Origin of the sequence: Methanosarcina sp. UBA5, assembly GCF_002505485.1 — an archaeon.
In the GTDB taxonomy this organism is placed as follows: domain Archaea; phylum Halobacteriota; class Methanosarcinia; order Methanosarcinales; family Methanosarcinaceae; genus Methanosarcina.
On sequence record NZ_DAVG01000049.1, the window covers coordinates 1 to 12,110 of the forward strand.

At 39.7% G+C, this 12,110-nt stretch carries 12 protein-coding genes and 1 pseudogene; 9 read left to right on the forward strand and 4 right to left on the reverse strand.

From position 1 onward, the window contains the following. Positions 1-912: pseudogene (locus BP621_RS04515) on the reverse strand (IS630 family transposase); the annotation flags it as partial. A 168-nt stretch (positions 913-1,080) separates the two neighbouring features. Further along, on the reverse strand, positions 1,081-1,350 hold the full coding sequence (locus BP621_RS04520; RefSeq protein ID WP_048109002.1) for a DUF2551 domain-containing protein: 270 nt from the start codon (positions 1,348-1,350) through the stop codon (positions 1,081-1,083). Positions 1,351-1,940: 590 nt separating this feature from the next. Here BP621_RS04520 and BP621_RS04525 point away from each other — a divergent pair. From BP621_RS04525 to BP621_RS04555, 7 genes are all read left to right on the forward strand, one after another. Continuing rightward, complete coding sequence (locus BP621_RS04525; protein WP_292388192.1) at positions 1,941-2,606, forward strand: 4'-phosphopantetheinyl transferase family protein; 666 nt, start codon at positions 1,941-1,943, stop codon at positions 2,604-2,606. Between the two features lie 337 nt (positions 2,607-2,943). Further along, a complete protein-coding gene (locus tag BP621_RS04530) occupies positions 2,944-3,189 on the forward strand; it encodes an acyl carrier protein (protein ID WP_292388194.1) in 246 nt (81 codons plus the stop codon). A 6-nt stretch (positions 3,190-3,195) separates the two neighbouring features. Beyond that, a complete protein-coding gene (locus tag BP621_RS04535; protein WP_292388195.1) occupies positions 3,196-4,674 on the forward strand; it encodes a class I adenylate-forming enzyme family protein in 1,479 nt (492 codons plus the stop codon). Then, a complete protein-coding gene (locus BP621_RS04540; RefSeq protein WP_292388196.1) occupies positions 4,655-5,692 on the forward strand; it encodes a hypothetical protein in 1,038 nt (345 codons plus the stop codon). Before BP621_RS04535 ends, BP621_RS04540 begins: the two co-directional genes overlap by 20 nt. Positions 5,693-5,789: 97 nt before the next feature. Beyond that, positions 5,790-6,782 (forward strand): NAD(+) synthase, encoded by a 993-nt coding sequence (gene nadE / locus BP621_RS04545; protein ID WP_292388197.1) that lies wholly within the window; start codon positions 5,790-5,792, stop codon positions 6,780-6,782. 165 nt (positions 6,783-6,947) lie between these two features. Next, positions 6,948-8,081 (forward strand): DUF362 domain-containing protein, encoded by a 1,134-nt coding sequence (locus tag BP621_RS04550; RefSeq protein ID WP_292388198.1) that lies wholly within the window; start codon positions 6,948-6,950, stop codon positions 8,079-8,081. Positions 8,082-8,364: 283 nt separating this feature from the next. Continuing rightward, positions 8,365-8,898, forward strand: coding sequence for an acyltransferase (locus BP621_RS04555; RefSeq protein WP_292388199.1), 534 nt, complete (start codon positions 8,365-8,367; stop codon positions 8,896-8,898). Positions 8,899-8,961: 63 nt separating this feature from the next. Here BP621_RS04555 and BP621_RS04560 read toward each other — a convergent pair whose 3' ends face one another. Together BP621_RS04560 and BP621_RS04565 are read right to left on the reverse strand one after the other, a co-directional pair. Further along, complete coding sequence (locus BP621_RS04560; protein WP_292388200.1) at positions 8,962-9,546, reverse strand: metal-dependent hydrolase; 585 nt, start codon at positions 9,544-9,546, stop codon at positions 8,962-8,964. A 205-nt stretch (positions 9,547-9,751) separates the two neighbouring features. Beyond that, positions 9,752-10,813 carry a radical SAM protein gene (locus BP621_RS04565; RefSeq protein ID WP_292388201.1) on the reverse strand — a complete coding sequence of 354 codons (1,062 nt, stop codon included), beginning with the start codon at positions 10,811-10,813 and terminating at the stop codon, positions 9,752-9,754. 132 nt (positions 10,814-10,945) lie between these two features. Between BP621_RS04565 and BP621_RS04570 the strand changes: the two genes are divergently transcribed. Together BP621_RS04570 and BP621_RS04575 are read left to right on the forward strand one after the other, a co-directional pair. After that, positions 10,946-11,131 (forward strand): 4Fe-4S binding protein, encoded by a 186-nt coding sequence (locus BP621_RS04570; RefSeq protein WP_292388202.1) that lies wholly within the window; start codon positions 10,946-10,948, stop codon positions 11,129-11,131. Between the two features lie 17 nt (positions 11,132-11,148). Then, positions 11,149-11,934, forward strand: a complete 786-nt coding sequence (locus tag BP621_RS04575; RefSeq protein WP_292388203.1) for a cyclase family protein — start codon at positions 11,149-11,151, stop codon at positions 11,932-11,934. Positions 11,935-12,110 lie beyond the last annotated feature (176 nt).

Below are 12,110 nucleotides of genomic sequence, written 5' to 3' on the forward strand. Positions count from 1 at the left end.
TTAGATGTTCTTTAGATTGAATAAATCTGACAGATATTTCTCTTTTTATCGTTTTCCATACAAATTCTACAGGATTTAGATCTGGTGAATAAGGAGGAAGAAACACAAGTGTTATTTTTAATTCTTTTGCTTTCCTCACCGTTTTATCAGCGTGATGTGACCTTGAATTATCCAGAATAAGAATTATTTTTGCATTTGGATTCTGTTCTACAATTTTCACCAGGAATTCACATACATTTTCTGCTTTTGAACTTTCCATAAAATCGATGAGATTTCTACCATTGAGAGAATAAAAGGCAAATGCATTTGCCTTTATATAATCTGTATTTTTAATCATTAAAGGCTTTTTAAATGACCATAATCGTTGCGTATTTGCTTTTGTTTGTGGCGAAGATTCATCCAGAAAACCTATGATATATTGGTCATCTGGACCAATATATGCTGGAATTGCTTCTATTAACTTTTTTTAAAATATCCTCAGCGTTTTCAGGCCTTCTGTAGTCAAGAGTATATGGTTTTGAATGATGCATACTAAAACTACGCAGTATAACTCCTATTTGCTTTTGTGAATACTCTACATCATATTTTTCCTTTACTAGCTCCAAAACCTCTCTTGTAGTCCAGTAATCCTTCCTTTCCAACAAAATTCTTAATTCTTTTATCTGATTATTGGTAAGCTTGGATTTTCTTCCTCCACCAAAATTTGGTATTNNAATCCTCTTGCCAGTAATATCCTGTTTTCTTAGTCACTCCAACTTTAGTAGCAGCTTCTTCTACAGAATCTCCTAAAAACCTGAATTTAACAAAATAGAGCCTTTTAAGAACTCTTGAATTGTTTTCATGTCTGATTAAAACGTTAATCTCATCAAGAGTTATGTTTCGATCAATAGGAATGTGTTCTTTCCCCACCATATGAATAGATAAGTGTTAATACGTGTAATAAGTTGCGTTGAAGACTATAATCAAGTTTCTGATCATGATAACAATCCTGAAAATTCTTGATGATTAAGAATTAAATGGCTTTTGGGATAGGCTCAATTTAAAAATCATTACCTAAAAACAGATAGCAATAAAAATGGCTCAGTAGTTTTCAAGCACGGAGCCAACAATATTTTTATAACTCTCTTTAAGGGAATAGACGTTGTGATCCCCGGTGACATTTATGCTCAAGATACCGAGCCTTGTATTCATAAGCCCGACCATAGCCGAGACTCCCCGGTAGCTTACCTCAAAATTTCCTTTATCCAGGTAATCGTAAACTTCACCGGTGGTGAACTTGTCTCCGGTCAGGAAGAGATTGAGCACAACCTTGCGTATCCCGTTTTCATCCCTGCCGAGATACTTAATCAATCTCGCTCTTACCCTTTCTTCCGCAGTTTGCAGTTTCGGACACCTCAGTTAATGATTGAATTATATTGATTTAGCATTATACTGCTCACTATTCTTTTAGTTATAAAAAGTATGTAACCTCTGAGTAGAGGCGCTAAGAAACGAATACCCTATATCCTTATCGTTTATATATTTTAGGATTGCTTTTTTGAATTATTTATATAAAGTATAAATTTAATATCAACGCAGGGTTTCAGCACACTGTAAGCGTCGGTAAATAATCCCCTCTTTTCGTGAATTAAAATCCTCCGATCTCGATACTTAAATAAGTTTGAGAATTGTAAAGTATGTTAAAAAGACGAATAATTAATACAAGATTTAGCTCATAGATCTGAGCATAAACTACAAAGATATATTACATAGGAAGTGAAAATTCCACAGCTGGGCCAGATATCTGTAACTCTGGAAGCGTTTCCCAGAAAAGGCAGGAATATTTCTCGATCCGGCCTTTGAACCCTTGTTCAGCGAATTTCCAATAAATAAAGAACATCGAATTTATATACTAAACATAAAATATGTAAGTGGATTGCATGTGCAATGAGTACTTAAAGTTGCCTTTCCCCATTTCTCTTGAATATGTCCCTTACCTGTGGCAACAGAGAGATGTTCTTATTCTTCTTGTTGACCTAGATAATTATGACACATTCAATGCAAGTTACCTCAACAGGATAGAACTGGAATACCTCGAGAGGTTGCAGACAAGTTATTTTAAGAAAAGGTACATTGTTTCCAGAACAGTTTTAAAGCACATAATATGCAAGGTTGCTAATGAACAATCCGTCTCCGAAATATCCACATACAAAGACGAATATGGGAAGGTCTGCATCCTTAATCACAATGAACTATGTATTTGTATATCATATACAGAAAACCTTGTAGCTCTTGCAATTTCAAAGGTTGATGTTGGTATTGATATTGAACTTGCTAGAAAGCTGACTCTTAAAAGTACTCTTAAAAACCTGCATAACAAAACTTCACTCACGGGCGAAACTATAAATGAAGCCGATATTTTAAAAATGTGGACTTTAAAAGAAGCCTATTCCAAGTTTTCAAACAAAAAAATGTATCTTATTTTCAATAAAGAACTGGATCTCAGCAGCGTTAACTATTCAACTTATGTTTTAGACAACAAATACATATTCTCTATTGTAACCCATTCGGACTCACATATCATCGATATAAATCGCCTTCAAAAAATAGACTGTAATTGGGACTGAAGATTCTCGATGAGATATAAAGTTTAAAATTCTGTATCTTTTCTATCTCTTTTTTCGGGCTTATCTATGTGTATATTAATACTCAATTGTCTGGCGGATGTACTAAATATATATTTTTATTGGGTAAGGAAATTATATTACTTTGTATATCTGAGCGCACGCAATTGATTTTACTCAAATTTTGTCTATATCAGAGCTTTTGTCAGCCAATAAGTGGTTCAAATTATTTATATAGTTGTATTACGTAATTATCACTGGGGACTCACGTCATTATGAGCAGAAATGCGTTATTCATGATCGCTGGTCCGCTGAACGAAAACGTCGGGGGTAATAATACATGGAACAAATAAAGAATGATATAGTCGATTACTTGAAGGCTAATTCTTTTATGGACAATAACAGCAGCTTGAAAGATAATGATTCTCTCACTCAAAATGGCATTATAGATTCAATTGGTTTGCTTGAACTTATGGACTATATCTGTGAGAAATATTCTATAGAGATTCCTGAAGATATGCTGACACCTGAAAACTTTGATTCGTTGCAGGGAATTACTAATATGATAACCAAACTGGCGAAGTGAAAAGGTATGCGAATTGATGCGTATATCACTGAGTACGCCAAGAAAACTCCTCAAAGCATTTCCCTGGAAGAAGGAAAAAGTTCAATTTCCTATAGCTGCCTTGACGATGACATAAATGCTATTGCTTCATCTTTAATGGATTTTAACCACTGCCGATTTGCAATACTCGCAGAGTCAGGCATGCTATATGTTAAAGTGCTCATGGCAGTATATCGATCTGCTAATATCGCAATTCCTCTACCAATAGAATTTCCTAAATTCAGTATTGAAAAAATCCTTAATGCTGCCCATGTAAATAATATAATCGCAACTGATACACAGTACTCAAAATTTGGAGAAGACTTTTTTGAACGTTTTGGAACTGTAATAATTATTTCCAGCAGTGATTTTGGAAAGATTTTGCACAAGAAGATTGAAACCGAAAAGAATAATCCGGAACTACGGCTGGTTCTTTACACTTCAGGCACGACAGGCACCCCAAAAGGGGTCATGTTAAGTGACAGAAATTTGGCAGCAAACGCAGAGTCAATAATAAAAGTACTCAGGATAACCTCAAGAGATAAAGGAGCACTGGTGATATCCCCACATCACGCTTTTGGGAATTCCATAATTAACTCCCATCTGGTAGCTGGCGGCTCTGTCAGGATTGGAAATATGAATTTCATAGACTCCGCTTTCAACCTTATAGGGTCAGACGTATCCATATTCTATGGGGTACCCAGTACCTACCGTATACTCCTTCGATATCCGGATAGATTCAAAAAGGCCTTCTCAAGTGTTAGAACTGCTGCATCGGCAGGTGGGGGAATGGATCAGGCTATTGTAAAAGATATAAGGGGGTTAGTTCCGAGCCTGGAGATTCTACCGATGTATGGGCAGACTGAAGCTACGGCAAGGCTTGCCTACCTGCCAGCAGAAGACGTGGATGAGTTCGTTGATACTATAGGAAAAGCAATTTCAGGGGTTATACTGGATGTCTTTGATTCAGAGTACAAGCCAGCAAAACCTAATATCACGGGTGAACTGGTTGCTACAGGAGACAACATTATGCTGGGTTATCTGGACGATGAAATCGCCACTGAAAAGAAAATTATAAACGGGTGGCTGTATACTGGTGATCTCGCACAGAAATTACCCAATGGATATATCAGACTGCTGGGACGCAAGGATGATCTTATAAAAATCGGTGATCATCGCGTTAACCCAAGAGAAATTGAGAGAAGTATAGAAGAAAATAACGAAGTATCTAAGGTTTTTGTCGTACCTGTGCACCATGAACTTATGGGAACTGCAATTAGCCTGATGGTCATGCCTGCAACAGGGACAGAAATTGAAAAACTGTTTGCATTCTGCCGAAAAAGTCTGCCAGGCTACCTGTGTCCAAGAGAAATACTATTCATTGACCACCTTCCTTTAAGCGAGAATGGGAAAATATCCAATAGATCCATCATAGAGGAATACCAACATGTCAAAGCTAGTATGTAAAAAGTGCGTTCTGGATTCCGAGATTCCAGGTATACAAATTAATAAGGACACTGGCCTCTGCCACTTCTGTGAGACGTATACTCCCCTTAGTTCAAAGGAAAAAAAGGAGTATCTAACCAGAATTGAAGAACTTTTTAAACAGTACGGGGGAAAAGGTAACTACGATGTAATTTATGCACTTTCCGGTGGGAAAGATTCGTCTTACACGCTCTACAAACTCAAAAAAGATTACCCTTTCCTTAAGATACTGGCTGTGCAGTTCGATAATGGGTTCACTTCCGAAAACGCAATAATGAATGCAAAAAAAATGTGCAAGATCACAGGATGCGATTATTTCCAGTTGACAATGGAAAAGGAAATTCTGTATGACACATTTCAAAAAGCTGCAGAGTCATATGATGCGTTTCCGAAATTCGCCAAATATCGAGCCAGTGACATATGCAACGTTTGCATCACTATCATTAAACAGAAGCTGATAGAACAGGCCATTGTTCAAAAAGCACCCTTCGTTGTATTTGCTTTTACAGCCGGACAGTCTCCTAATCCAATAATCAACCTATCAGTCAATTTTATCCAGTGGTCCAGAAACTTATTTGAGAAACAACTTCAGAAAATAGGCATCGAAGATAAGGACGAAATCTTCCTCCTGAAAAAAGAAGTTCTTGAGAACATAGGTGAGAACGTTCCGAGTATTCTGCATCCTCTGTGCCTGTGGGATTACAGTGAAGATAAAGTGCTTGAAACCTTGCTGGAAATCGGGTGGGAACCTCCGGGAATCAATGACAGCAATTCAACCAACTGTACATTGAATTCCTTTGCCTGTTACAATCACCTGGAAAAGTACGGGTTTCATCCATATGCCTTTGACGTAGCGGGGCTTGTCCGAAGCGGGGAAATGCCAAGGGAAGAAGGACTTGAGAAAATTAACCAGGAACTGTCACAGCCATTGATAGAAGAAGCTGCAAGGAAGCTCAAACTGAAAATAAAAAGCTCACAAAAAATAGTTGTTAAAGTTTGATTCTGAGATTAAGAGTCTAAATGTAACAAGTTAAAAAATAACAGTTAAAATATAACAATCTAAATGTAACAGTATAATAATTTTAGGGGGTAATATTATGCAGGTTGCAGAAAAACTGAGCATGAATATATTAGAAAAACTCAATGGAAACATTGGAGAAATCGCTTTAAAACTTAGATGTTTTATTAAAGATCAGGTAAAGGGTTTTAAGAAAAAGGGAGTGGTTATAGGAGTTTCGGGAGGGATCGACTCAGCCGTAGCCCTTACTCTGTGCGTACAGGAACTCGGAAAAGAAAACGTATATGGACTTCTTCTTCCTGAAGAAGAATCGGCTCCTTCAAGCAAGACCCTGGGAGCAGAAATCTGTGAAAACTTAGGTGTATCATATGAGGAAGTTCCCATTTCTCCCATCCTGAGATCACTTAATATCTATGATCAGAAGGAACAGATTATAAAGAGAACCTGTCCGGAGTATGATCCGACTATATATAAGACCTCGTTGGTGCTGCCTGATTTCCTTAATCAAGGATTATTAAATGTTCCTTATATTCGGCTGGTAAAAGATGGGAAGACGGTTGGAAAGTACAGGTTGAAGGCGAATGATTATCTCGAATTAATAGGATTACAGGGTGTCAAGCAAAGATCCAGAATGCTCGTTCAATATATGTATGCTGAAAAGATGAATTACGCAGTTTGCGGTACTACTAACAAGACAGAACTGGTCCTTGGCCAGTTTGTCAAATATGGGGACGGAGGCGTAGATCTTGAGCCTTTGGCGGACTGCTATAAAGTCCAGATCTATGCTCTTGGAAAATTGCTCAATGTCAATGAAGAGATTATAAAGCGCCCTCCAAGTGCTGATACATGGAGCCACTACACAACTGACGAGGAATTTTACTGGCGCATGCCGATTCAGATCATGGACCAGATACTGTATGCCCAGGAATATCAGTTACCTCTACAGGTAATTGAAAAGAGCACTGGACTTTCCAGAGAGACAATAGAAAAAACCCAGAAACATATCAATAGAGTAAGAGATACGACGGAATATGTGCGAGCCACGCCGCCGATTTGCTACATCAATAAATAAATGTGAAGATGGCTGTAGACAAAGTTATGCCGTCTAAAAACTGATCCAGGGCTTTGCCTCCAGCAAATACCTGCCTGTAAACTGCTAGAAGCCTTTCTGGCAGAGTGCTTTCACATAATATCGTTGTGAAAAAATAAACTTAATCACTAACTCAAATGTGTGAATATGAACACCAGGGTCTCAATTGTTCAATGCCAGGATTACTCGAATGCTAAAGAAGCGATAAAAGAAGCATTGAGCCTGATAGGTGGGCTTGAGAAGATTATAGCTCCTGGCAGCCGCGTACTTCTCAAACCCAACGTACTTTCTATCCGACCGCCAGAGGATGCTGTTACAACCCATCCGGCAGTAGTATCCGCTATGTGCGAACTGATCTCCGAAGCGGGAGGCATCCCAATTATAGGAGACGGATCCGGCATCGTGAAACCTGGATCAACTACAACTTCGCAGGCGCTTAAAGTGTCTGGCATTGAGGGTGTTGCTTCCGCTCATGGGGTTGAACTCATCAATTTTGAGACCTCAAGCTTTGTTGAGGTTGATGTTCCAGGCTCAAGGCAGTTTTCTCATCTGTACATCTCAAAAGCGGTACTCGAGGCAGATGTAGTAATCTCGCTCCCAAAGCTCAAGACCCATGAACTCACACTGTATACAGGAGCAGTCAAAAATTTCTTCGGCACTGTACCTCAGAAAACCCGAAAGCAAGCTCATTTTCTGGAAGACCGCCGCCGTTTCGGGGAGGCAGTTGTCGATATATATTCTGTTGTTAAACCCCAACTTGCAGTTATGGACGGTGTAATAGGAATGGAAGGAAATGGCCCGTCCAATGGTACACCTGTTTTTGCCGGCGTGATTATGGCAAGTTATGACTGTGTAGCCCTGGATATTGTAGCCTCTGAACTTATAGGAATCGACCCTTCAAAGGTCCCTACAAATAGAGCCGCACTCGAAAGAGGATTCGGGACCGAACATCCTGAGATTGTAGGAATGCCTCTGGAAAAAGTAAAGGTCAAGTTCAAAAGCCCCGACGGCGGAATCACGGCTTACATACCAGCCTTCCTCATGAGAATTCTTAGAAAGCAGTTAGCTATAAGGCCCATTATTAACACTTCAAGTTGTGCACTTTGCAGAGCCTGCGTTTCGAACTGTTCGGCACATGCCATTGAGGAAATAGACAGGACACTTAAAATTAACGAGGAAAAATGCATTCACTGTTATTGCTGCCGCGAACTTTGTCCTAACGATGCGGTGGAAATAAAAAAATCACTGCTTATGAAGCTTGTAACCAGAAGTAAAAGTTAATGGGAAGTTGTAATTAACAGAAGAGTTGTCTGGAGGTCTGTTTACCAAGCATCCAGGAAATTACTGTATTCAGCAAATTATCATTATCAAAATTAATTAATAATTAACTGTAGAAATTTATATATATTATAAAATTTCAATGGAAAAAATAAGTATAAAAAATCTGAGAGAAAAATATTACAAAACGACTTGAGAGAGAAAAAGTACAAAATAACTTGAAAAGAAAATAGTATAGATAAAAAAGCAGTATAAGATAATTTGATAGGGAAATGGGGGTATTAGCATGACTACTGTAGTGTCTAATAGAGATCAGGTAACCTTTTGCGAAATTGCGGATCATTACCACACTAATAAACTTCTGTTTGGCATTAAATATTTAAAAAACTGGATTTTGGAGCGGCTTGCCTCAAGCGCTCCCGTTCCTTCCTGGAGAGCTAAATTACACAGGATGCGGGGTGTAAATCTCGGAGAGAATGTATATGTCGGCTATGACGTGATTTTTGATAGGATTCACCCTGAATTAATTACGGTAGGGGATTATGCTGAAATCGGCGATCGGTGCATACTATCTGCACATTCGAGAGGGAGTTTGACTACAAGACAGGCATATCCGAGAACTACGGATCCCATAAAAATCGGACGCGGAGCTCTTGTGAATTCGGGATGTATAATCACGCAGGGTGTCGAAATTGGGGAAAACTCAATAATAGGTATCGGATCCGTAGTTACCCGTGATATTTCTCCAAATAGTCTTGCTCTGGGCTATCCTGCAAGGGTTGTTAAAAAACTTGAAGGTGTAGGTGAACTTAAAACCTAATTTAAACACCTTTACTGTTCTATTTTTTGACTATACAGTTTAGCTTTAAATACCTTTACTGTTTTATTTTTCGGCTTTGTAGTTTAGCTCAAAACCGTACTTACTCAGGGCAAAGAGTGCCATCATTATTATGAAACAAACGAAAAAGACCGATACAAAAGATGCCATCAGGTAATCAAAGATTCCGGTTCCCCGAAAACCTATGTCCATCATTGAAAATACACTGATATTGTTCTCGTATAAAGGATAAAGGTACTCGCAGCCGCCTTCACTAATGTCATCGAGCAACAGGTGCGAAGCAAAAGCAGCCTCTGCAAGAATTCCGAGATACATTGCCTTGCCAGACTCCCTGTATTTAGCATATCCTGCAACGATCCCGAACAGGACTGCGGGAAGACTAAATAAAAGCGAATGGGTTGGAATCGGGCCGGCCCAGCAATGCTCCATAGTACCGTTTACGAGCAGGCTGTGAATGATCATAATATCCGGGAATAAGGAACAGATACTGCCCACGAACAGCAGAAATAGTAAATGCGTTGAACCTTTAAGAGAGAGTTCCCCTCGAAAAAGCGATCTTGCAGCAGCATAGACTGCTACTGCACTGATACAGAATACAAAGAATAACACATGTACGATCGGGTAGGGCATAAGAAAACACTTGTAATTCTCTAAAGAGATAGACAGTTTTAAAGTTAGAGAAGAGTTGGCCCCCAAACTACTTAATATTTTTTAAGATTGCAAATCCGGGAAATATTTCTTCGCACAAAGATCTTTTTGTAGGAGTTAGTTACTTCAAAGACGCCACGATTCAGGAAAGAATTTTACTTGCCCGCTTTTTCGCCCCGAATCCTCCTTAAAGAGGAATTAGCTCGACAAGCATTCCATCCTCGAATGGGTACCTTTCAATAATAACAAGCCTTGATCCGGAAGGTTCTAATTCTTCTTTGATGCCTTCTTTTAATTCATCAAGTACCCACCAGGCGATCTCGATCTTCCCGTTTTTTATTTCAAACAATTCAGATGGGATTTCCATGCCCTGCAAAGTTTTTCCTGCAAGCTCCTGGTCTCCCCCTTCAATTGCCCCATATACCAGAGTGCCGTCTTCCGTGATTTCGTCAAACTCTCTTGCAGTATTCTTTGCGATCCGCTGAAATCTTTTGCGGAGCTGGACTGCGTCCTTATAAATTGAGGAACAAAAGTGGGCCTTTTTACATTTCGCGAAGGCGATCCTGCCAAATTTACAGGATCCGGCAGCCGCACTGGACGTGTCGGATTCAAGGCAAAAGCCATTTTTCAGGAGGGCTTCGGAGTTATTATCGGAAAACTCCAGTTCATTCAGGTTAAGGAAAACTCCCATTTCTTCCGCAAAAGCTGCAACTTTTTCTGCTCCTTCAAGGGCAGGAATCTCAATTCCGGATTCGATTCCGAGCTCTTTTGCATTTTGCAGAGCATCTGCGTATTGACTGTTTTTAAGATCTATCCAGCATTTCTGCGGCGGATGTAAACGGATTTCATCAAGGCCTGCGTCTGCGAGCTTTTCAAGGATCTCCCTGTTAGGGGCCAGGGAAGTATAGAGATGGATGTGGTGCCTTTTTCCGAAAGAAGCCTTGAGCATTCGGATATAGTGCAGGACTCTTTCGGTTTTCAGCAAGGGCTCTCCGCCTGTAATTCCTGTTCCTAGAGCATTCATAAGCTCAGCTTCTTTCAGTAAATCTTCATCACTGGTTATAGGTCTTTCATTCGCAAAAACAAGGTCTTTTCCTCGCCTTTCATCAGAAAGCGGACAGTAAAAACAGCTCTTAGAGCACAGACCTGTTACAAAAAGTACCATTTTGGCCCCCTCTTGGCAGAGTCTACACCCTTCAGAAAGATAACTGTAAAAGGAGCCGGTTTCGTCTTCAGTGAACGTTTCCATATTTCAACCTGCATATTCGTTTTTTATATATAAGGCTTGTTTTGGGTCTTTATACTTCAATATGGAGACACCTTTATAAAGAGGGTGCGTTTCTCAGAAACTGATATATCATAGGGTGCTAAAGGTTCACTGATGTCAGAACAAAATGGATACGTCGTGGTTTTCGGCTGTAAAAGATGCGGAAAATGCAAAGATGTTTGTCCTGTGGGCGCAATTTATGAGGAAAATGAACTTGCGAAAATTGACCCCATAAAATGCACCCTTTGTATGAAATGCATAGATGAGTGCACGAACAGATCCATTATCTATATGGAATAAGATTTAAAGGTGTTAATATGGGAAAGACTCCGATTAACTTGAAAGGGATTCCTACTAACTTGGAAGAAACTCAGGCTGAGGTGGAAAAGCTAAAAGTTCATGGAAAAATTATAGATATTACAACCCCAATTTCCCCTCTTACACAGACTTTTCCCGGAGACCCGACACCTGCAATTGAAAGGGTCTGTACTCTTGAAGAAGAAGGATGTACTGTCTCAAAGTTAAGTTTTGGAAGCCATACAGGCACTCATGTCGATGCTCCTTCTCATGTCCTGAAAAACGGCCTTACTGTTGACAAACTGGAACTCAAAAACCTCATGGGCGCGGCCCTTATTCTCGATTTTTCATCACTATCAGGCGAACTGACTGCTGGCATTCTTGAAAAGGCCTTCCGGAACATGGGAGCTCCTGAAAATATCCAGATTCTCCTTCTGAAGACAGAAGCTTTTTTCCGAAAACAAGGAAAGACAGGTGAGTTCAGTTTCTCAGGCGCAGAGTCCGGTTCTCAAGACATGGAACCTGGGAAGGAAAAACCTAGCTCCGCATACCTTGACGAAAGTGGAGCAGCCTGGATTGTCGAAAAAGGCTTCAAGACGATCGGGATTGATGGTTTTTCCGTGGATGACATCGATTCAGAAACCCTACCTGCTCATCATATCCTTCTTTCAGGTAATTTGAACGTAGTAGAATGCCTTGAATTCAGCTCCATAGAAGCAGGAATATATTTCTTCCTCTGCCTTCCCCTCAAAATTGAAGGTTGTGACGGTGCTCCTGCAAGAGCCTTATTGATTTCTTACTCTTGATTTCACACTTTTGATTTTTTTGTTTCTGAATTTCCAGGCATCCTTCAAAAATGAGACATCGTGTACCTTATCCCGCTCTGTGTGACCAGCTCAGGCAGGAACTCTCCTGAAACCGGTATTCGATTACGACTCCCGTTTTTTCAAGAGATAACGGTGTCAGAGAGTTTTCCTGGCTC

Excerpts from the sequence above, each read along its gene's own strand:
- BP621_RS04530 (WP_292388194.1), top strand. The coding sequence starts at position 2,944 with ATGGAACAAATAAAGAATGATATAGTCGATTACTTGAAGGCTAATTCT.
- BP621_RS04535 (WP_292388195.1), top strand. The coding sequence starts at position 3,196 with ATGCGAATTGATGCGTATATCACTGAGTACGCCAAGAAAACTCCTCAA.
- BP621_RS04540 (WP_292388196.1), top strand. The coding sequence starts at position 4,655 with ATGTCAAAGCTAGTATGTAAAAAGTGCGTTCTGGATTCCGAGATTCCA.
- nadE (WP_292388197.1), top strand. The coding sequence starts at position 5,790 with ATGCAGGTTGCAGAAAAACTGAGCATGAATATATTAGAAAAACTCAAT.
- BP621_RS04550 (WP_292388198.1), top strand. The coding sequence starts at position 6,948 with ATGAACACCAGGGTCTCAATTGTTCAATGCCAGGATTACTCGAATGCT.
- BP621_RS04555 (WP_292388199.1), top strand. The coding sequence starts at position 8,365 with ATGACTACTGTAGTGTCTAATAGAGATCAGGTAACCTTTTGCGAAATT.
- BP621_RS04560 (WP_292388200.1), bottom strand. The coding sequence starts at position 9,546 with ATGCCCTACCCGATCGTACATGTGTTATTCTTTGTATTCTGTATCAGT.
- BP621_RS04565 (WP_292388201.1), bottom strand. The coding sequence starts at position 10,813 with ATGGAAACGTTCACTGAAGACGAAACCGGCTCCTTTTACAGTTATCTT.
- BP621_RS04570 (WP_292388202.1), top strand. The coding sequence starts at position 10,946 with ATGTCAGAACAAAATGGATACGTCGTGGTTTTCGGCTGTAAAAGATGC.
- BP621_RS04575 (WP_292388203.1), top strand. The coding sequence starts at position 11,149 with ATGGGAAAGACTCCGATTAACTTGAAAGGGATTCCTACTAACTTGGAA.